Origin of the sequence: Pseudomonas azerbaijanorientalis (assembly GCF_019139795.1) — a bacterium.
GTDB classification, from domain to species: domain Bacteria; phylum Pseudomonadota; class Gammaproteobacteria; order Pseudomonadales; family Pseudomonadaceae; genus Aquipseudomonas; species Aquipseudomonas laurylsulfatiphila.
Map to the genome: position 1 here is coordinate 1187407 of NZ_CP077078.1, position 19547 is coordinate 1206953.

Here is a 19547-nt window from a genome sequence, read left to right on the forward strand (position 1 = left end):
TCGCGAGCAGGCTCGCTCCTACAGGAGTGGCGGCGGTTGAACGAAAAAAGCCCCGCGCTTGTATGGCAAGCGCAGGGCTTTTTTTTGAAGTGCTTACGGATGCAGGAGTTTCTGCGCCCGTTTATCCGCCAGATGCTGAACCACCAGCCGTCCGATCAGCACCAGCAACGTCAGCGAGATCAGCAACACCGAAATCGCCGCGACGCTCGGGTCGACGTTATCGCGCAAGCCGCTCCAGATGCGCTTGGGCAGGGTGTCGACGTTGACGCTGGTGATGAACAGCGTCACCGCCACTTCTTCCCAGGACAGGGCAAACCCCAGCAAGGCGGTGGAGGCCAGACCCAGTTTCAGGTTCGGCAGGATCACCATGAACGTGGTCTGCATCAGGCTGGCGCCAAGGTTGCGCGAGGCCAGTTCGATGCGCCGGTCGATCTGGCTGAGGGCCACCAGCATGGTCACCACGCCGTACGGCACCACCATGATCACGTGGGCAATCACCACGCCGGTCAGGGTGTCGTAGCCCATGCCGGGGGCGAAACGACCGAGCTTGGTCTCCATGAAGTACAGCACCAGCGCGGAAATCACCGGCGGGATCGCCATCGGTAACAGCACCAGGCCGATCAGGGCCGTGGCCCATTTGGAGCGCATGTACCAGATGCCAAGGCTGAAACTCGCGGCCAGCAGGGTGGCGATGACGCTGGTGGCGAAGGCTATGGTCAGGCTCTGGCTGATGGCGTGGAACCAGTCCGGGTTGCTCACCAGCGCTTCGTAGTGGCGCAGCGACCAGTTGCCTTCGGGCATCGACAGGAAGCGCTTGCTGGTGAACGACACCGGAATGACCGTCAGCAGCGGGAACAGCATGAAGGCCATGGCGACCACGGCCAACAGCCGCGTACTCAGGCTTGTGCGATGGGTATTCATAGTGATCTCAGCCTACCAGTCGGTTGACGCGGGTCATTTTCAACAGCACCCAGATCAGCGCGCTGACCAGGGCCAGCAACACCACGCTCAGTGCCGCGCCCAGGCCCCAGTTGCTGGTCTGGAACATTTGCAGGAACACATACTCGGCGATCATCACCGTTTGCCCGCCACCCAACAGCACCGGGGTGATGAAGAAGCCCAGGCAGAACACGAAGACCATGATGAACGCGCCCAGAATGCCCGGCAGGGTCTGCGGCAGCAGCACTTGCCAGAAGGTGCGCAAGGCACCGGCCCCCAGGCCGCGCGAGGCCATGAGCACACGCTGGTCGAGTTGACGCATGGTCGACAGCAGCGGGAACACCGCATACGGAATCATCACGTGGAGCATGCCGATGACCACGCCTATCTCATTGCGGCTCAGTTGCAGCGGCTGGTCGATCAACCCCATGCCCATCAGCCCGTTGTTGAGCACGCCGTTGCTGCGCAGGGCGATCAACCAGCCGAAGGCCCGCACCAACACGGAAATCCAGAACGGAATGAAGATGCAGATCTCCACCACGCGCTGCCAGAATGGCGGGCTGAACACCCAGCAGTAGGCCAGCAGGTAACCGATCATCAAGGCCAGGCCACTGACGGTCAGGCACAGGCGCAACGTGCGCCAGAGCATTTCGTGGATCGCCGGGTCCGTGGCGATGCGCTGGTACTGCTCGATGCCCGGCGTCGGCAGCGAGAAGCTCCAGCCGACCACGCCGAGGAACGGCAGCACGTAGAAGACCAGCAGCAACACCGGCAGTGGAAACAGCAGCAGGGCGCGCTCCAGGCCCGGCGAGCTGAAGCGGGGCTTGGGGGCGGTCAGGGTCGAGGTCAGGGTGGTGGTCATGGTCACAGGCTCACTTGGACAGCCGCGTCAGGTACTCTTCCAGAGCTTTGGAGTAGTTGTCGGCGTACCACTGGGCGTTGAGAGCGATCTGCTTCTTCAGGTTTTCTTCGGAGGCGCAGTTGGTTTCCAGTTGCTTGGCCGACATCAGCTTTTCCGTGGCGCTGTTGGACGGCCCGTTGCCCAGCAGTTCGAACAGTTTGAGCTGGCCTTCAGGCTGCAAGGCTTGCTGGATGAACTGCATGGTCGGTTGAGTGCCGCCCGGGTTGCCGTTCAATACCGCCCAACTGCTGGAGTTGATGAAGCCGTTGTCGAAGCTCCAGCGCACGCGGTTGTCGGTGTCTTCGCTGAGCAGCTTGGCGCGGGTGTGCCAGATCGCGCCCACCGACACTTCGCCGTCGACCATCAGTTGCTGGCTCTCGGCACCCGAACTCCAGAACGACAGGACGTGCGGCTTGATCTCGTCGATCTTCTTCAGGGCCCGTGGCACGTCCAGCGGGTACAACTGATCAGCTGGAACCCCGTCGGCCAGCAACGCCGCTTCGAGCATGCCGTTCATCCACTTGTACAGCGTGCGCTTGCCGGGGAATTTCTTCACGTCCCAGAAATCGGCCCAGGTCTTGGGCCCGTTTTCACCGAATTTTTCGCTGTCCCAGGCCATCACGTAGCTGAACTGGTAGCTGGCGATGCCGTAATCGGAGGAGAGCGCCGGGGCCACCTGATCGCGCTTGATGGTGTTGTAGTCCAGTGGCTGCAGGATCTTTTCCCGGCCCAGCACGATGGCGCTGTAGCTCTCGACGTCGACCACGTCCCAGCTCGGTTGGCCGCTGGCCAGCTGCGAGCGGATGGCCCCTTCGGTCGGGCCGGCACCGTCGATACGCACCTGGATGCCGGTGTTTTTGGTGAAGGTGTCGGTCCATGCCGAACGGAATGCGTTCAGGGCGTCGCCGCCCCAGTTGACCACCACCAGCGGCTTGTCCGCCGACCAGCTGATGCCGCTGCGCAGCGCCAGGGGCACCGCTGCCAGCAGGCCCATGGCCTGGATAAAGGTGCGGCGGTTGATCTGACCGTCGCGGGCCTTGTCGATAAGCACTTCGATGCAGTCTTGTTGGTGATCCTGGCGCATGGGCAAGTCCTCAGTCAGCGGGTGCCTGCATGGGCACCAGCCTTGTTGTTGTCATTGGAAGAGAGCTTTGTGACGCAATTTTTTTTGGGTTCAGGCCTGAAGCAGGAAGCTTTGCTGCACCGGCCAGCTCAGCCACACCGGCGCGCCGCCGGGCATCGACGCGCCCGGGTGATTGCCGGGTACGGACAGGTTGATCGGCAGCGTGTCGCCGCCGACCTTGAGCGCCAGATGGGTGCTGGAGCCTTGATAAACCTTGTCGGTGAGTTGCGCGGGCATCACGTTGTAGCCCTCCCTGGTCGGGCACTCGCTGTGTAGCTCCATGTGCTCCGGGCGCACGGCCAGCACGATCGGTGCCGCACTCAGTGCGTTCGGCGCCTGGGCATGCAATACGCTGGTGCCGCAGCGGCCGCTGGCGGTCTGGCCGTTGCGGGTCAGGTTGTCCAGCGGGAACAGGTTCATTTTGCCCAGGAACTCGGCGACGAAACGGCTCTCGGGGCGGTTGTAGATGTTTTCCGGGGTGTCGACCTGGGTCAGCTTGCCGTGGTTGAAAATCGCGATGCGCGAGGACAGCGCCAATGCTTCGTTCTGGTCGTGGGTGACGAACACGAAACTGGTACCGACCTGACGGTGGATGCGTTGCAGCTCGGTTTGCAGTTGTTCGCGCAGGTTCTTGTCCAGCGCCGACAGTGGCTCGTCGAGCAGCAGCAGTTCCGGCTCGAACACCAGCGCCCGGGCAATCGCCACGCGCTGCTGCTGGCCGCCGGACATCTCGGCGGGCTTCTTGTGCATGTGTGCACTGAGGCCAACCACTTCAAGGATGTGCTTGACCCGGCGATTTCGTTCTTCAGCGGGGACTTTGCGGATGCGCAGCGGGTAGGCCACGTTGTCGGCCACGCTCATGTGCGGAAACAGCGCATAACCCTGGAACACCATGCCGTAGTTCCGCTTCTCGGCGGAGCGCCGGATGATGTCGACGCCTTGCTCCATCAGCTTGCCCGAGGTCGGGCTGAGGAAACCGGCCAGAATCATCAGCAAGGTGGTTTTGCCCGAGCCGGACGGACCCAGCAGGGTAAGAAATTCACCTTGGCGAACGTCGAGATCGACGTTATCCAGCGCCGCGAAACGGCCGTAATACTGGCTGATACCTTGAGCGCTGAGCTGGATCGCTGAACGGCTGGACACAATGAGGTTCCTCTTTTTATTGCCCATAAGACGTACGAGGACGGATGCGAATCCGAAATGGGCTTTGGGCTTATTATTGTTAAAAATATCGCTACATCAATGGAATTATTTTGCTCGTATTGGTTAGTTTTATTGAACAAATAAGCTGTGTATTTCGCCTCGGCCAGAGGCCCCGAAATAGAGCTTCTACCCTGTGGGAGCGAGCTTGCTCGCGATAGCGATTTATCAGGCGACATCAATGGTGACTGTGGTGGCCTCATCGCGAGCAAGCTCGCTCCCACAGGGGAATGTGATGTGCTTTTACAGGGTGTCCTGCCAGGTCTGACGGGACGATTGCAGCTGGGTCTTGATCCAGTTGCCGAAGGCCTGGACCACGGCGCGGTCGGCCTTTTGCGGGTCTGCCGCCAGGTAGTAGCCACGGTGCAAATCGATGGTGATGTCGAACGGGCGCACCAGCAAACCCTTGGATAACGCGTCACCGCTGATCAGGTTGTCACCGATGGCGATGCCCTGGCCGGCAATGCACGCGGACTGGGCGCAGTGCGCATCGGAGAACAGGATGCCGCTCGTCGCATTGACCCCGGAAGCCCCCGCGGCGGTCAGCCACACGCGCCAGTCCGAGTAGTCGGTCATGTGCAGCAAGGGGTAGCTGCTCAGTTCCTGCGGGCTTTTCAGGCCGCCCAAGGCGTTGATCAGGCGCGGGCTGCACACCGGGAAGAAACGCAATGCCACGATCTCCTCGACGATCATTTCCGGCCAGTCGCCAATCCCGTAGGCGATGCACAGGTCGGCAGCCGGGTTATTTACGTCATCCGGCGTGCGGGGTGAAATCAGCTGGAGTTGCACTTGCGGGTACTGGCGCAGAAACGCACCAATGTGGTGGCACAACCAATAGGTGGCGAACCCCGGCGCGCAACTGACGCACAGCCGCCCAGAGATTTCCTGGTCGTCGACCAACTGCCCGGCGTCGAGCAGGTTCAACAGAATCCCGTGCACTTCCCGCGCATAGCGTTCGCCCTGATACGTCAGGCCGATGCCTCGGCCAATGCGCTCGGTCAGGGCGAAACCGACGCACTCCTCCAGCTTGCTGATCTGGTGGCTGATGGCGCTGCGGGTCAGGTTCAGTTCACGGGCCGCGACCGACACGCTACCCAGACGGGCAACCGCATCCAGCGCACGAAGGGCTGTCATCGAAGGAAAACGCATAAATCATCCCGTTATGGTTTTGAGCAGTCGATATGGTGACGTAAATCGAACAGTCAGGCCAAAAAAAATCGATTGTTGTATCGGTTGATTCAACAATACTAGCCCCATTCGTCGTTGGGCCGAGCTGGCCCCTTATCCAAGAGGTGCTGCATGACCCGTTGTGCCGAGGCGCTCGTTCAGTTGCTGGAAGGCTATGGTGTTGAAACCGTCTTCGGTATTCCCGGCGTGCACACCGTCGAGTTGTATCGTGGCCTGCACGGCAGTCGCCTGAAGCACATCAGCCCGCGCCACGAGCAGGGCGCCGGGTTCATGGCCGATGGTTATGCCCGTGCCAGCGGCAAGCCCGGAGTGTGCTTCATCATCACCGGACCGGGCATGACCAACATCATCACCGCCATGGGCCAGGCCTATGCCGACTCGGTGCCGATGCTGGTGATTTCCACCTGCAACCGTCGCGAACACCTGCGCCTGGGCCATGGCCACCTGCATGAAATGCCGGATCAGCGCGCGCTGGTCGCCGGGGTCTGTGCCTTCAGCCATACGCTGCAACACCCGTCGCAATTGCCGGAAGTGCTGGCACGGGCCTTTGCCTTGTTCGGCTGTACGCGGCCGCGGCCGGTGCACATCGAGATTCCGCTGGATGTGCTGGAGATGTCTGCCGACGGGCTGGACCTGCGCCCGCGTTCATTGCCAGCCGCGCCGGCCCCGGCGGCGCAAGCCATCGATGACGCCGTGGCCCTGATCAACAACGCCAAGCGTCCCTTGATTCTCGCCGGTGGTGGCGCGCGCCGGGCCAGTGAAGCCCTGACCGCACTCGCCGAACGCCTGCAGGCCCCCGTGGCACTGACCACCAATGCCCGCGGTTTGCTGGCCCCCGAACATCCTTTGTTGCTCGACGGTGTGCAGTCCTCGGCCCATGGTCGCGAACTGTTTGCCGAGGCCGACCTGGTGCTGGCCGTCGGCACCGAACTCGGGGAAACCGACTACGACTTTTTCGGTCTTGGCCCTGTGCAGTTCAAGGCACCGCTGATTCGCCTGGACATCGATCCCATGCAAATACTCGGTGTACAAGCGGCCACGGTCGGCTTGCTGGGCGATGCCGGGCAAGGCTTGCTGTTGTTGCTCGATCGACTGCCGCAGCGCCAGGCCGATCCAGCCTGGGCGGCTGAGCGAGTGACCCAGGTCAACGCCCTCGAACACGCCGGCTGGAGCGCCAGACAATCACGTATGCAAACGCTGCTCGATACCCTGCGCGATCACTTGCCGCAGCCACTGATCGTCGGCGATTCGACCCAACCGGTGTACCAGGGCGCCCTCGGCTACCGGGCGCCAACCCCCAATAGCTGGTTCAACGCCGGCAGCGGCTACGGCACCCTCGGCTACGGTTTGCCCGCCGCCATCGGCGCCAAGCTAGCCCAACCCCTGCGACCGGTGGTGGCGTTGGTCGGCGACGGTGGCTTGCAGTTTTCCAGCGCCGAACTGATCGCCGCCAAAGAGGCCGGCGTCGGCGTGATCCTGCTGCTGTGGAACAACAGCAGCTACGCCGAAATCCGCGACTACATGAACGCCAAGGCGGTGCCGTTGCTGGGGGTGGACATCCTCACGCCGGACTTCGCTGCGCTGGCGCAAAGCTGCCACGTCAGCCATCACCGGGCACGGGATTTGGACGGCTTGTGCGAGCTGCTGGGGCAACTCCGCAGTAGCGATGAGCCGGTGATGATCGAGGTCGATGCCGCAACCTTTCTGGCTGACTAAAACAACAACAATTTTTTCAGGTCGCCGACACGCACTACGTCGGCAGACCTTTCAATCTCCTGAACTCAAAGGTGGCTTACATGGCTGAGTCCGATAACTTTTCCTCTACCCATTCCGTGCAGGGGACCTACGCCGACCTGATCCTCGCCAACGGGCGTATCTACACCCAGGACCCGGCCAACCCGTGGGCCGAGGCCGTGGCCATCCGCGACGGCAAGTTGATCGCAGTCGCCAGCCTCGGCCAGATCGAGATGTTCAAGGGCCCGAACACCCGCATGCACGACCTGCAAGGCGCATTCTGCATGCCGGGCCTGCACGACATGCACACGCACCCCGACCTCGCGTTGGCACCACGCTACGCCGATGACCTCGACGTCGGCATCGAAGACCCGACCCCGGAGCAGCTGCGCGAAAGCATCCTCGCCTACGCCGACAGCCATCCCGGCGACGGCTGGATCTACGGCCAGTACTGGGTGCGCTACACCTTCCGTGAGGCCGGCCTGACCCCGGGCCGCGAGTGGCTCGACAGCGTCATGCCGGACCGCCCGGTGGCACTGCTCGACCGCATGTGGGGCACCATGATGGTCAACTCCAAGGCCCTGGAACTGGCCGGCATCGACCGCCACACGTCCGACCCGCGCAACGGTTATTTCGAGCGTGACGAGCTGAGCGGCGAACCCACCGGCCTGATGATCGACGGCGCCTACGCGATGATCCATGCCGCCATGCCACCGACACCGGTCAGCGTACTGCGTCGCGCCTACCGCGATGGCGTGCACTTCCAGAGTTCGCGTGGCGTCACGGCGAGCAAATACGTGCACGTCTGCGAACAGCGTTTGCAGGCCCTCAAGGAACTGGACGACAGCGGCGAGCTGACGGTGCGCATCGAAGCGGCGATCAGTTGGCAGGACGACATCTTCCCGGTGCGTCGTCGCTGGGAGCTGCTGGCCGGTGAACGTCACTACTACCGCAGCGCGCGTCTGAGCGCCAACGCGGTGAAGTTCCACTTCGACGGCACCGTGGAGCCGAAGTCTTCGTACCTGCTGACCCCGTGGCCGCAGGAATCGAGCTGGCGCGGCAAGCTCAACCTGACCCCGGAACACATCACCGACATGGTGGTGGACATGGACCGCAAGGGCATCCGCGTGATCGCCCACTGCACCGGTGACGGCGCGTCCGATGTGTTCCTCGATGCCGTGGCCGAGGCCCGTCGTCGCAACGGTTTCAGCGGTGTGCGCCACCAGTGCGCCCACAGCACCTTGCTGCACCCCGGCAACCTGCCACGCTTCAAGGAGCTGAATGTCATCGCCGAGTTTTCGCCGGCCGCCTGGTACCCGACGCCGTTCGCCAGCGGTGCGCGTTCCGGTTACGGCCAGGAACGCCTCAAGCGCATCTACGATTTCAAAGGCGTGCTCGCCGCCGGCGGCACTGCGGTGATGGGCACCGACTGGCCGGTGGCGTCCATCGACCCGTGGCTGGCGCTGGAAACCATGATCACCCGGCAGAACCCGTGGAACGACGACCCGGCGTGCTTCGGCGACCCGATCAGCCTCGAACAGGCGCTGACCGTGATCACCAGCAACGGCGCCGTGGCCATGGGCCTGGAACACAGCACCGGCAGCCTGCAAGTGGGCAAGTCGGCGGACCTGATCGTCATCGACCGCGACCTGTTCGCTGCACCGGCACGCAACTACATCCACAAGACCCAGGTGCTGCTGACCTTCGTTGAAGGGCAACTGGTCTACGACCGCCACTCAACGCTGGAAACGGTCGGCCTCAAAGCCGTCTGGCAGGGCGAACCACCGGTGCTGGAGGGCAAGGCAGAATGACTTCCCCACGTATCGCCGTGACCGTGGTGTCGGGTTTTCTCGGCGCCGGTAAAACCACCTTGCTCAACCGTATGGTGCGCCGTGCCGAAGGCAGTCGGCTGGCGGTGATCGTCAACGATTTCGGCGAGCTGAACATCGATGCGGCCATCGTTTCCGAAGTCACCGACGCGGTGTACAGCCTGCAAAACGGCTGCATCTGCTGCACGGTGCAGGAAGACCTGCTGGCGCAACTCGCCAGCCTGGCGCAGCTTGAACCAAGGTTGGAGCGTATCGTCATCGAGTGCAGCGGTGTGTCCGATCCGCAGCGCATCGTGCAGACCCTGGCTTATCCACAGCTGCGCAGCCAGATGCAACTGGACATGGTGATCACGGTGGTCGACGCCACCCGCCATCTGCAACTCGACGGTGAATACGCGCGCCTGGCTCGGGCGCAGGTGGCCGCTGCCGACTTGCTGTTGCTGAACAAGACCGATCTGGTCGACGCGGCGCAGTTGCAGGCCTTGCGCGATGCACTGGGCGCCCGAACGCGTGTGCATGAAAGTGTGCAAGCCGAGTTGCCCGATGCGTTGTGGCTGGATACCGATCTGGACCTTGAGCCTCGGGCGCAGAAACCGCTGACCCGGGTGTCCGATAGCGATCACGGCGAGATGTTCAGCAGCTGGTTGTGGCAGAGCAACGCGGCCCTCGATGTCGAGTGCTTGCGTGGCTGGTTGAGGGCGTTGCCCAGTGATGTGTTCCGGGTCAAAGGCCTGGTGTTGCTGACGCCGGGCAGCACGGCGCACTGGCTGCAACATGTCGGCACCCGCAGTCAGTTTCTGCCGGCGCTGGATGACGCCCTGGCCAACACAACACGCCTGGTGTTCATCGCTCGCCGGGGTTTCGATGGCTGGGAGGCCTTGGGGCAAGGGCTGGAAGATTGCACTGTGAAAGAGGTTGCCGGGGTATGACATCGACAGAGCAACGTCTGCGTGAAGAGTTGGCGGCCTGCTACCGCCTGATTGCGCACTTTCGCATGACCGATTTGATCTTCACCCACATCTCGGTGCGCATTCCGGGGCCGGAGCATCACTTTCTGATCAACCCCTACGGGCTGATGTTCGACGAAATCACCGCGTCCAACCTGGTGAAGATCGACCTCGATGGCCACGCTGTGGAGCCATCGCCGTACCCGGTCAATCCGGCGGGTTTCGTGATTCACAGTGCGATCCATGGCGCTCGAGAAGACGCGCAGTGCGTGCTGCACACCCACACCAAATCCGGGTGTGCGGTGGCGGCGTTGAAGTGCGGGTTGTTGCCGGTCAATCAGATTTCCATGGAGTTCTACGGCCGTGTTGCCTATCACGACTACGAAGGGGTGGCGCTGGACTTGAGCGAGCAGCAACGGCTGGTGGCGGACTTGGGCGACAAGCCGGTGATGATGCTGCGCAACCACGGGTTGCTGACGGTGGGCGAAACGGTGAGCCAGGCGTTCCTGCGCATGTACTACCTGGAAAAAGCCTGCGAAATCCAGTTGGCCGCGCAAGCTGCCGGTGAAGTTGTTCTGCCGTCGCACGAGGTCTGCGCGCACACCGAGCGGCAGTTCAATGATCCGGGGCGGCCGTTGGATGAGGGCGAGTTCGATGACCCGGATGCCATGCAACTGGCCTGGGCGGCCTTGTTGCGAATGCTGGATCGAGTGGCGCCGGGTTATCGCGACTGATCCAGATCCTGTGTTGTTTGAGCCGGCCTCTTCGCGAGCAAGCCCGCTCCCACAGGGGAATGCATTCCAAATGTGGGAGCGGGCTTGCTCGCGAAGCAGGCGCCGCGGTCTGTCAGGCCTGCCTCGGTGTATTTAGGTTCATCGACCGCACCGCCAGCGCCAACGCTGTCTCTTCATCGATCGGCAACGAAAACCGAAAGGTCGCCCCCCGTCCCGGCACATCGATCAGCTGAATATCGCGCCCGTGCAATTGCAGGATGCGATGCACGATCCGCAGCCCCAGCCCGCCATCACGCCGTGCGCCGCCGATGTTGAACGGGCGCAGGAACAAGCCTTCGCGCAATTGCGGGGCAATGCCCGGGCCGGTGTCGCTGACCGTGACTTCGATGAATGCCCCTTGCGGGCGCAGGCCCAGTTCGATGTCTCCACCTGACGGTGTATGGCGCAGGGCATTGTCGAACAGGTTGGTCAGCACCCGCTCGATCAAGCCGAGGTCCGCGCAGACCGCCGAGGCGTTTGGCGCGAACGTGGCTTTGAGTTCGACCTGGCGCGCTTCGGCGGTGAGTTCGAATTTCTGGAAGATGTCCTGAGCCAGGTCGGTCAGGGAAAAACGCTCCAGCACCGGCTGCACGAAGCCGTGTTCCAGCCGCACCAGTTCCAGCAACGACTGCGCCAGACCACCGACCTTGCGGCTCTGGTCCAGTGCGATGCCGAGGTAGCGACGGCGGTCGGCAGGGGACAGCGTGGCGTCCTTGAGCGACAGGGTTTCCAGATAGCCGTGCAGCGAGGCCAGCGGCGTGCGCAAGTCGTGGGAGATGTTCGCCACCAGTTCGCGGCGCTCCTGGTCCTGGCGGGTCAACGAACGCCATTGTTCGCCCAGGCGGGCCTGCATCTGCCGAAACGCGGCATCGAGCACGGCGATTTCATCGTGGCTGGCGGCTTTTTCCACCGCGACGGGCAGGGCCGGCGTGACCGGTACGCCATCGATGTCGAACTGGCTGACGGTTTCGGTCAAGCGGCGCAACGGCCGGGTGATCAGGGCAAACGCGGTGAGGCCGGCAATCAGGCACAGCAATGCCACCAGGCCGATGGACAGCAGCGCTGTGTTGAGCGCCGCGCTGGTTGCACCGCGTTCGGCCAGGCGGTCGTGATCCTCACCGAGCAGCACCACGTAGAGATAGCCCACCGGCTTGCCATCCACCTTCAGCGGTGCTGCGCTGAACACCTTGCGCGCATCGACGCTGCGCGGGTCGTCGCCGGGAATCGGCAGCGGATCGCCCCGTAGCAGGCGCTGGATCGGCGCGAGGTCGACCCGCTCCCGACGGATCCGGCCCTCGGGCGCGGCACTGCCGACAATCTTGCCCTCGGTGTCGAGCAGGTACACCTCGACACTGGGGTTGACCTGCATCAGCTTGCTGAACAAATCGCGCACGGCATTGGGCATCAGGCCCTGGGTGTCCATCAGCACCGTGTCGCTGGCGATGTGCTGCGCCAGGTCCCGGGACAAGCCTTGCACCACTTCCTGTTCATGCATTTGGTTGGAGCGCACCTGCATCCACGCCGACGTGCCGCAGCACACCAGCAGCAGCACGGCGAACACCAGGGACAGGCGTTGCGTCAGGGTCAGCCTCATGGCTGCGGCTCCTCCCCGGTGGCGAATTTGTAGCCGCGGCCCCAGACAGTGAGGATGCGTACAGGTTGCGCCGGATCGGCCTCGATCTTGGCGCGCAGGCGGTTGATGTGGGTGTTGACCGTGTGCTCGTAGCCTTCGTGGCTATAGCCCCACACGGCGTTGAGCAGGTCCATGCGCGAAAACACCTTGCCGGGCTGGCGGGCGAAGAAGTACAGCAAGTCGAACTCCCGGGGCGTGAGGTCCAGGCGCCGTCCGTCGAGGGCCACCTCGCGGGTGATCGGGTCGATCGCCAGGCCGTCGGTGAGCAGACTGCCGGCGTCCATCTTCAGGTTGCGCGCCATGGCATCGACCCGGCGCAGCAGCGCCTTGACCCGTGCCACCAGTTCGAGCATGGAAAAGGGCTTGGCCAGATAGTCGTCGGCGCCCAGTTCGAGGCCGAGAATCCGGTGCACTTCGCTGGAGCGCGCGCTGGTGATGATGATCGGCGTATAGCGCGCCATGGCCCGGGCGCGGCGGCAGATTTCCAGGCCGTCGACACCGGGCAGCATCAGGTCGAGGACCAGTGCGTCCCAGTTGCCTTGCTGCAGCAGGCGCATGCCTTCATCGCCATCGGCGCTGTGCACCACCTCGAACTGCTCATCGCGAAGATGCAGGCAGATCAGGTCGGCGATGTGCTGGTCGTCCTCGACCACGAGGACGCGTTTGGTTTGTTCCATCCAGATCAATCCTTCGGTGCAATGAGCACATGCCATTCGGCTTATGTTCAAGAAAAACTGTGGGAGCGGGCTTGCTCGCGAAAGCGTCAGGTCAGCCAGTATCACCATCGACTGACACTCCGCCTTCGCGAGCAAGCCCGCTCCCACAGGAATAGCAGTGTTCAAGGTTGGCGTTATGCATTGTGCGGGTTTTTCAGCGCCCGAGTTATCACGAATTGTTTAACTTCCCGTGAGGATTTGGCGATCACCCAAAGCCTAGGCTGTGTTCCATGAAACACCCCTGGATTTTTGGAGGCGAGCATGTTTTCACGACGGCAATTTCTTCTGGCGAGCAGCGGGCTGGGCGTTGCAGCTCTGGCGATCGGCCTGTTGCCGAAGTTTTCCACAGGCTCGGCCTTGATCAGTGAGGCCAGCGCAGCGGAAACATTCGAAGTGACCCACAGCGACAGCGAATGGCACGCGATTCTCAGTAACGAGCAGTACGAGATCCTTCGCGAAGAGGGCACCGAACGGGCCTACAGCAGTCCGCTGAACAACGAGCACCGCGACGGCACCTTCGTCTGTGCCGGGTGCGATCTGCCGCTGTTTTCCTCGGCCACCAAGTTCGACAGCCGCACCGGCTGGCCGAGTTTCTGGGCACCGCTGGACAAGGCCGTGGCCACCCGTCAGGACCGTGCGTTCGGCATGGTCCGCGAAGAGGTGCACTGCCGGCGCTGTGGCGGGCATCTGGGCCATGTCTTCGATGACGGCCCGAAACCCACCGGCCTGCGCTACTGCATGAACGGCCTGGCGATGAAGTTCGAGCCCCGAACCGTCTGATTTTTGACTGCCTGCCCCCTTGGATCATTCAGGAGTTCCTTACATGAAAAACCTGCTCACCTGGCGCCGTACGCTGTTGGCACTGGCCACCGTTGGCGTTATCGGTACATGCTCGGCGTTCTCTCTCAGTGGTGCTGAAGACGCCGTCGTTATTCCGCCGCCGGCCCTCGATGAAACCACCCAGGCTCAAAGCGCAACGGCGGTGTTCGCCGGCGGTTGTTTCTGGGGTGTGCAAGGGGTGTTTCAGCACGTCAAAGGTGTGAAAAATGCGGTTTCCGGTTACGCCGGTGGCGCGGCCAACACGGCGCAATACGAGCGTGTCAGCAACGGCAATACCGGCCATGCGGAGTCTGTCGAAGTGACTTTCGATCCGAGCCAGGTCAGCTACGGTACCTTGCTGCAAATCTACTTCTCAGTGGCGCACAACCCGACCGAACTCAATCGCCAGGGACCGGACACCGGCACCCAGTATCGTTCGGCGATCTTTACCAAAAGTGCCGAGCAGCAGCGGGTCGCACAGGCCTACATCGCCCAGCTCGACGCCGCCCATGCCTTCGACAAGCCGATCGTCACCAAACTTGAAACTTTCAACGGTTTCTACCCGGCGGAGGAGGAACATCAGGATTTCCTGACCGAGCATCCGACCTATCCGTACATCGTGATCAATGATTTGCCGAAGGTTGCGCAGTTGAAGCAGCTGTACCCGAATCGTTATCAGGAACAGCCGGTGCTGGTGAAGGCGGGGAGGTAAATGGCGATCAGCGACTGCATGCCTGTTCGACCGACTAGTGCTTGCCCCACATCTGTACGGCGAATTCGACGAAGCGTCGCAGTTTCGGCAAACGGTGGCGATCCTGGGCATAGACCAGGTGCATCGGCCGGCTGGGCGGGCAGTAATCGGGCATCAAGGCCAACAGCTTTCCGTCCTTGAGGTCCTGCTCGACCAGGGCGTCGGGCATCATCACGATGCCCATGCCGGTCCGCGCCGCCTGATGCAAACCGGCCGAACTGTTGATCAGCATCGGCCCGCTGACCCCCACGCTGACTTCGCCCTCGGGACCGGCCAGGCGCCATTCCTTTTGCACCGATTGCCAGTCATCCCCGGCCGGATAGGCAAAGGACAGGCAGTCGTGGTGTCGCAGGTCTTCAGGCGTTTGCGGTGTGCCGCGACGGGCCAGATAGTCCGGTGACGCGCACATGGTCAGGGTGTAGTCGATCAGCGGGCGGGCGATCAGGTTGGAGGGCTCCAGCGCGCCGAGGCGAAAGGCTACGTCCAGGCCGTTTTCCAGCAGATCCGGGCGCCGGTTGGTCAGTACCACGTCGAGTTTCACCCGCGGGTTTTGCCGGCTGAACTCACTCAGTGCCGGCGCCAGGCGTTCGGTGCCGAAGGTCAGGGGAGCGGTAATGCGCAGCGTCCCGCTCGGTTCGTCGAGGGCCTGCTCGGCCAGACGCTCGGAATCGGCCACCAGACCCAGTACTTCCTGGCAACGCTGGTAATAGGCGACGCCGAATTCGGTCAGCCGCTGACGCCGCGTCGTGCGATGGAGCAGGCGCACACCCAGGCGCTCTTCCAGGGCCTTGAGGTGGTTGCCGACCATGGTCGTGGACATGTCGCACTGAAAAGCGGCGGCGGTCATGCTGCCGGTCTCCACCACTTTCACGTAAACGCTCATTGCCTGGAACAGATCCATTATCAAGCCCAGCTTTTAAATGATTGAAGTTCTACAGCGTTTATCCAGCTCAGGTGGCTAACCATACTGCAAAAACACCGACCCTTGCTGGAGCTTGATGTCATGACCGCCGCCTGCCTGATGAGCACTTACCAACCCCTGGCCCTGAGTTTCGACAAGGGGCTGGGCACTCGCCTGTGGGATCAGGCCGGTCGCGAATACCTGGATGCGGTCGCCGGTGTGGCGGTGACCAACGTCGGCCACTCCCACCCGAAAATCGTCGCCGCCATCACCGAGCAGGCCGGGTTGCTGCTGCACACCTCGAACCTCTACAGCATCGACTGGCAACAACGGCTGGCGCAGAAACTGACGCGGCTGGCGGGCATGGACCGGGCGTTTTTCAACAATTCCGGGGCCGAAGCCAACGAAACCGCATTGAAAATCGCCCGGCTGCACGGCTGGCACAAAGGTATCGAACAGCCGCTGGTGGTGGTCATGGAGAACGCGTTCCATGGGCGCACCCTCGGCACCTTGTCGGCCAGCGACGGCCCGGCGGTGCGCCTGGGGTTCCACCAGCTGCCGGGGGATTTCGTCAAAGTGCCGTTCGGCGACCTCGATGCGCTGGACAAGGTGCAACAGGCTTACGGTTCGCGGATCGTGGCGGTATTGATGGAACCGATCCAGGGCGAAGGCGGCGTGCAATTGGCGCCACCGGGTTATCTCAAGGCCGTGCGCGAACTGTGCAATCGGCGCTCATGGCTGCTGATGCTCGATGAAATCCAGACCGGCATCGGCCGCACCGGCCAGTGGTTCGCCTTCCAGCACGAAGGCATCGTTCCGGACGTCATGACCCTGGCCAAAGGCTTGGGCAACGGCGTGCCCATCGGCGCTTGCCTGGCCCGTGGCAAGGCGGCCGAATTGTTCACGCCGGGCAGCCACGGCAGCACTTTCGGCGGTAATCCATTGGCCTGCCGGGTCGGGTGCACCGTGCTGGATATCGTTGAAGAACAAGGGCTGCTGGAAAACGCACGGCTCCAGGGCGCGCGGCTGCTCGACAGATTGCGCACCGAGTTGGCGGACAACCCGAACGTCATTGCGATCCGTGGTCTGGGGCTGATGATCGGCATCGAACTCAAGCAACCGATCCGCGACCTGAGCCTGATCGCTGCGCGGGATCATGGCTTGCTGATCAACGTCACGCGGGGGAAAACCATTCGTCTGCTACCGCCGTTGACTCTGGATGAGCGGGAGGTGGAGATGATTGTCAGGGGGGTGAGTGGTGTGGTGAAAGAGGCTTGAAACACGGCCCTACAGCGTGATGCCGATCGGATAAGGCCGTGCGCACCGCAAATCCTGTGGGAGCGAGCTTGCTCGCGATAGCGGAGAGTCTGTCAACGACGATGTTGACTGTGCAATCGCCATCGCGAGCAAGCTCGCTCCCACAGGTTTTGTGCCTTAACTGATAGGTATTGTTCCTACTTCTGAAGCGAAGTCGGTGATTTCTTTCCAATCCATCAATTGAATTTTCGAACCGGTAAAGCCTTCGAACAACCGCTGATGCGCAGCAAATCCACTTGAATCATCACGCTTGCGATAACTGCCCGCCCACTCCAGCAAGGCCACCAACCGTTCGTCATCCTGTGTTTCCCGTCGGCGAATGTTGGCCACGCAATCCTCGTCCCCGAGGCTCAACCAGATCAGCGCAGTCGCCCGTGACAGGAGTTCGCTGGCGATCCAGCCATACACGCCTTCGATCAACCAGCGCTCTTCATCGGCCGCGATCCGTGCCATTCCCAGCGCTTCATTTCGGGGGCGAGCGATGCTGTGTTCGTCGGACAGCCAGTGAATCCGGTCGAGATCGGTCCAGGGCTCACGCAATTGCTCGGCCAGCCGCTGCGCCAGCCAGCTCTTGCCGGAGCCGGAGTTGCCGATGATCAGGGTGCGGGTGAGGTCCATGCCGAGTTGCCTCTACCTATGTGCCTGACGAGGATCACTGTGGGAGCGAGCTTGCTCGCGATGACGGACTCAAAGCCAACATCAATGTCGACTGATACGCCGCCATCGCGAGCAAGCTCGCTCCCACAGGGGTTATACCTTTAGTACTCACCCTCCGGCGCAACCATTCGTGTCTTTGGTGAGCCATTGGCGTTGTGTTGAAAAATGTCCTGCGGCTGACCCTTTTCATTAAAGAACACCTGCCCGATCCCCGCCGAGTTCCACAGCCGCTCTCCGGCTTCGGCGTGTTCCGGGACATGCGGCACGATGCGCATGCGTCGACGTTTGGTCAGCCAGTTCAGTGGCGAGCGTGGTGAGTACAGCCAGCGGTTGATGCGGTCGAACCATTCGAGCAGGGTGGCGGGGAATTCGTTCTTGATGCCGCTGCTGGTGATCTGCCAGATGCGTGGCCCGGCCTTGCGGTGACGGATCAGCACTTCGTAGACGAAGGAGTAGTGCACATCGCCCGACAGCACCACGTAGTTACCCGGCGTGCGCGAGTGGCGGAAGATATTCAGTATCACCTGGGCCGCGCCGCGATGGGCCATCCAGTTTTCCGCGTCCACCAGCAGTGGATAACCGCACCAGCTGAAGACCCGCTGCACGGTTTCGATCAGTTTGACGCCGAAGATCGGCGCCGGTGAAACGATGATCGCGCTCGGGTGGTCCAGCAGGTCCTGTTGCAGTTCGCTCAGGGCTTCCCAGTCGAGCAGGCCGGAAGGCTGCTTGAGGTTCATTTCGCTGCGCCAGCGCCGGGTGCGGGTGTCGATCACGACCATGGCCGGGGTGGTCGGCAGCACGTAATGCCAGTGCTGGAATTTCAGCAGATCATCGATCAGATCGTCCTGAACCCTGCTGTCGAGGTGGCGCTCCTGTGTGCTGGCGCTCAACGCACCGGCCTTGTGCAGCAGGGCAGCGAAGGCATCCGGGTTGTTGCCCCAGCCCTGGCAAAGCATGTACGCCAGCAGTGCGTTGCCGATGATGCGCCGGGAGAACGGATGGCCGTAGGCCGTTTCCTCCCATTGGGCGGACAGGTTCCAGTCATCGGTGATGTCGTGGTCGTCGAAAATCATCAGCGTCGGCAGATGCGCCAGTGCCCGGGCGACGTTGCCAAGGCCGGCCGTGAAGACATCGATGCGTGTCTGTTCAAGGGTGTAGCGCTTGAGCCGTTCCGGTGTCAGCGTCGGTGCCTGGGGGGCTATCAGAGTCCAGGGCACAGGGGACCAGACCAGCAGGTACATGGCCATGACTTCGGCGAAGGTCACCAGGTGATTGTCGGCACTGCTGCTGGTGAAGATCGGCTTGCGCGCACCGCCGAAGAAACGCTCGCGCAGGGTTTCATTGCTTTGCAGCGCCGGCAGCAGATCCGCACGGTGGTAGTAACTGGCCGGATGTTCGTAGAGCCTGGCGCTGTCGCTGACCACGGCGCCTTCGAGGTGTTCGCCAAACAGGCCCAGACGCTCGATCAAGGCGTGAATCGCCCGCAGCATCGGCCCCGCGACATCGTCGGCGTAGACCTGATCGCCGGTCATCATCAACAGCGCCGGGCGATCCGTGGCTGCATGTTCCTGCGCCAGCAACCGGTCGACGCAGAGCAAGCCGTCTGCCGCCGGGTGGTGAGGCTTGCGGCAAGAACCGTGCAGCAATTGATCGACCCGTGCGCGCAGGACGAAGTTCGGGCAAGGGGCATCGCCGTACAGCAGGTGCGGCGCCCAGTCGGCGATGCCTTTTTCTGCACCGTCGATCAGCAGGTCGTAGTCGATCGACTCGTCGCAGGGCAGGGCGCAATCGAGTGGCACGTCGATCAAGTGCACAAAGGCATGAGCCCCTACGGCAATCACCGTGCATTGCCCGCGATCGAGGCGGATGTCACCGACGCCCTGCAGGCGCAAGGTCAGCGCCAGCGCCCTGGAACCCACCAGCCACAGCACCAGCCGCGTGGGCTCAAGGCGCCGCAGCAGCGGGCCCGCCAGGACCGGCGGCAGGGCTGGGTGATCATCGGGCAGTGGCAGTGTTTCGGACATCCGGGGTCAAGGCTCTTGGGGCATCGAGGCGGGCGATGATAGCGCAGGTGACGATGGGACTGGCTAGAGTGAATCTGCCGCGCCCTGTGCCGGCA

General features: G+C 62.5%; 17 protein-coding genes. 7 read left to right on the forward strand and 10 right to left on the reverse strand.

Annotated elements, in window-relative coordinates:
* Nucleotides 1–93: 93 nt before the first annotated feature.
* The 5 genes from KSS91_RS05205 to KSS91_RS05225 form a co-directional block, all read right to left on the reverse strand.
* Entirely contained in the window at nucleotides 94–921 is an 828-nt protein-coding gene (locus KSS91_RS05205) for an ABC transporter permease (protein ID WP_015093575.1), read from the reverse strand.
* Between the two features lie 7 nt (nucleotides 922–928).
* Nucleotides 929–1801 carry an ABC transporter permease gene (locus tag KSS91_RS05210; protein WP_217837249.1) on the reverse strand — a complete coding sequence of 291 codons (873 nt, stop codon included), beginning with the start codon at nucleotides 1799–1801 and terminating at the stop codon, nucleotides 929–931.
* A gap of 10 nt (nucleotides 1802–1811) precedes the next feature.
* Nucleotides 1812–2924, reverse strand: coding sequence for an ABC transporter substrate-binding protein (locus tag KSS91_RS05215; protein WP_217837250.1), 1113 nt, complete (start codon nucleotides 2922–2924; stop codon nucleotides 1812–1814).
* Nucleotides 2925–3014: 90 nt separating this feature from the next.
* On the reverse strand, nucleotides 3015–4106 hold the full coding sequence (locus tag KSS91_RS05220) for an ABC transporter ATP-binding protein (RefSeq protein ID WP_217837251.1): 1092 nt from the start codon (nucleotides 4104–4106) through the stop codon (nucleotides 3015–3017).
* 300 nt (nucleotides 4107–4406) lie between these two features.
* Complete coding sequence (locus tag KSS91_RS05225; RefSeq protein WP_015093578.1) at nucleotides 4407–5312, reverse strand: LysR substrate-binding domain-containing protein; 906 nt, start codon at nucleotides 5310–5312, stop codon at nucleotides 4407–4409.
* 150 nt (nucleotides 5313–5462) lie between these two features.
* Here KSS91_RS05225 and KSS91_RS05230 point away from each other — a divergent pair, with 150 nt between their 5' ends.
* The 4 genes from KSS91_RS05230 (at nucleotide 5463) to KSS91_RS05245 (ending at nucleotide 10595) form a co-directional block, all read left to right on the forward strand.
* Entirely contained in the window at nucleotides 5463–7067 is a 1605-nt protein-coding gene (locus tag KSS91_RS05230) for a 5-guanidino-2-oxopentanoate decarboxylase (protein ID WP_217837252.1), read from the forward strand.
* A gap of 80 nt (nucleotides 7068–7147) precedes the next feature.
* Nucleotides 7148–8896: an amidohydrolase gene (locus KSS91_RS05235; protein WP_217837253.1), complete on the forward strand. Its 1749-nt coding sequence runs from the start codon at nucleotides 7148–7150 to the stop codon at nucleotides 8894–8896.
* Nucleotides 8893–9843 carry a CobW family GTP-binding protein gene (locus KSS91_RS05240; RefSeq protein WP_126049411.1) on the forward strand — a complete coding sequence of 317 codons (951 nt, stop codon included), beginning with the start codon at nucleotides 8893–8895 and terminating at the stop codon, nucleotides 9841–9843. Before KSS91_RS05235 ends, KSS91_RS05240 begins: the two co-directional genes overlap by 4 nt.
* A complete protein-coding gene (locus tag KSS91_RS05245; protein ID WP_217837254.1) occupies nucleotides 9840–10595 on the forward strand; it encodes a class II aldolase/adducin family protein in 756 nt (251 codons plus the stop codon). Before KSS91_RS05240 ends, KSS91_RS05245 begins: the two co-directional genes overlap by 4 nt.
* Nucleotides 10596–10707: 112 nt before the next feature.
* Here KSS91_RS05245 and KSS91_RS05250 read toward each other — a convergent pair whose 3' ends face one another.
* Together KSS91_RS05250 and KSS91_RS05255 are read right to left on the reverse strand one after the other, a co-directional pair.
* Nucleotides 10708–12228, reverse strand: a complete 1521-nt coding sequence (locus tag KSS91_RS05250; protein WP_217837255.1) for a sensor histidine kinase — start codon at nucleotides 12226–12228, stop codon at nucleotides 10708–10710.
* Complete coding sequence (locus KSS91_RS05255) at nucleotides 12225–12944, reverse strand: response regulator transcription factor (RefSeq protein WP_116581040.1); 720 nt, start codon at nucleotides 12942–12944, stop codon at nucleotides 12225–12227. Before KSS91_RS05255 ends, KSS91_RS05250 begins: the two co-directional genes overlap by 4 nt.
* Nucleotides 12945–13244: 300 nt before the next feature.
* Here KSS91_RS05255 and msrB point away from each other — a divergent pair, with 300 nt between their 5' ends.
* On the forward strand, nucleotides 13245–13763 hold the full coding sequence (gene msrB, locus KSS91_RS05260) for a peptide-methionine (R)-S-oxide reductase MsrB (RefSeq protein WP_217837256.1): 519 nt from the start codon (nucleotides 13245–13247) through the stop codon (nucleotides 13761–13763).
* Between the two features lie 43 nt (nucleotides 13764–13806).
* A complete protein-coding gene (gene msrA, locus KSS91_RS05265) occupies nucleotides 13807–14514 on the forward strand; it encodes a peptide-methionine (S)-S-oxide reductase MsrA (RefSeq protein ID WP_217837257.1) in 708 nt (235 codons plus the stop codon).
* 34 nt (nucleotides 14515–14548) lie between these two features.
* Here the strand turns inward: msrA and KSS91_RS05270 are convergent, their stop codons facing one another.
* Nucleotides 14549–15454, reverse strand: a complete 906-nt coding sequence (locus KSS91_RS05270) for a LysR family transcriptional regulator (protein ID WP_217837258.1) — start codon at nucleotides 15452–15454, stop codon at nucleotides 14549–14551.
* A 102-nt stretch (nucleotides 15455–15556) separates the two neighbouring features.
* On the opposite strand from KSS91_RS05270, the gene KSS91_RS05275 reads away from it, so the two are divergent.
* Entirely contained in the window at nucleotides 15557–16732 is a 1176-nt protein-coding gene (locus tag KSS91_RS05275; protein WP_217837259.1) for an aspartate aminotransferase family protein, read from the forward strand.
* A gap of 156 nt (nucleotides 16733–16888) precedes the next feature.
* On the opposite strand, the gene KSS91_RS05280 is transcribed toward KSS91_RS05275, so the two are convergent.
* Together KSS91_RS05280 and KSS91_RS05285 are read right to left on the reverse strand one after the other, a co-directional pair.
* Nucleotides 16889–17389: a P-loop NTPase family protein gene (locus KSS91_RS05280; protein WP_217837260.1), complete on the reverse strand. Its 501-nt coding sequence runs from the start codon at nucleotides 17387–17389 to the stop codon at nucleotides 16889–16891.
* Nucleotides 17390–17529: 140 nt separating this feature from the next.
* On the reverse strand, nucleotides 17530–19452 hold the full coding sequence (locus KSS91_RS05285) for an alkaline phosphatase D family protein (protein ID WP_217837261.1): 1923 nt from the start codon (nucleotides 19450–19452) through the stop codon (nucleotides 17530–17532).
* Between the last annotated feature and the right edge of the window lie 95 nt (nucleotides 19453–19547).

What these genes read in the sequence shown, in the direction of transcription:
- KSS91_RS05250 (WP_217837255.1), bottom strand. Translation starts at nt 12,228, where the DNA reads ATGAGGCTGACCCTGACGCAACGCCTGTCCCTGGTGTTCGCCGTGCTG.
- KSS91_RS05280 (WP_217837260.1), bottom strand. Translation starts at nt 17,389, where the DNA reads ATGGACCTCACCCGCACCCTGATCATCGGCAACTCCGGCTCCGGCAAG.
- KSS91_RS05245 (WP_217837254.1), top strand. Translation starts at nt 9,840, where the DNA reads ATGACATCGACAGAGCAACGTCTGCGTGAAGAGTTGGCGGCCTGCTAC.
- KSS91_RS05285 (WP_217837261.1), bottom strand. Translation starts at nt 19,452, where the DNA reads ATGTCCGAAACACTGCCACTGCCCGATGATCACCCAGCCCTGCCGCCG.
- KSS91_RS05255 (WP_116581040.1), bottom strand. Translation starts at nt 12,944, where the DNA reads ATGGAACAAACCAAACGCGTCCTCGTGGTCGAGGACGACCAGCACATC.
- KSS91_RS05215 (WP_217837250.1), bottom strand. Translation starts at nt 2,924, where the DNA reads ATGCGCCAGGATCACCAACAAGACTGCATCGAAGTGCTTATCGACAAG.
- msrA (WP_217837257.1), top strand. Translation starts at nt 13,807, where the DNA reads ATGAAAAACCTGCTCACCTGGCGCCGTACGCTGTTGGCACTGGCCACC.
- KSS91_RS05275 (WP_217837259.1), top strand. Translation starts at nt 15,557, where the DNA reads ATGACCGCCGCCTGCCTGATGAGCACTTACCAACCCCTGGCCCTGAGT.
- KSS91_RS05205 (WP_015093575.1), bottom strand. Translation starts at nt 921, where the DNA reads ATGAATACCCATCGCACAAGCCTGAGTACGCGGCTGTTGGCCGTGGTC.
- KSS91_RS05210 (WP_217837249.1), bottom strand. Translation starts at nt 1,801, where the DNA reads ATGACCACCACCCTGACCTCGACCCTGACCGCCCCCAAGCCCCGCTTC.
- KSS91_RS05230 (WP_217837252.1), top strand. Translation starts at nt 5,463, where the DNA reads ATGACCCGTTGTGCCGAGGCGCTCGTTCAGTTGCTGGAAGGCTATGGT.
- KSS91_RS05235 (WP_217837253.1), top strand. Translation starts at nt 7,148, where the DNA reads ATGGCTGAGTCCGATAACTTTTCCTCTACCCATTCCGTGCAGGGGACC.
- KSS91_RS05225 (WP_015093578.1), bottom strand. Translation starts at nt 5,312, where the DNA reads ATGCGTTTTCCTTCGATGACAGCCCTTCGTGCGCTGGATGCGGTTGCC.
- KSS91_RS05270 (WP_217837258.1), bottom strand. Translation starts at nt 15,454, where the DNA reads ATGGATCTGTTCCAGGCAATGAGCGTTTACGTGAAAGTGGTGGAGACC.
- msrB (WP_217837256.1), top strand. Translation starts at nt 13,245, where the DNA reads ATGTTTTCACGACGGCAATTTCTTCTGGCGAGCAGCGGGCTGGGCGTT.
- KSS91_RS05240 (WP_126049411.1), top strand. Translation starts at nt 8,893, where the DNA reads ATGACTTCCCCACGTATCGCCGTGACCGTGGTGTCGGGTTTTCTCGGC.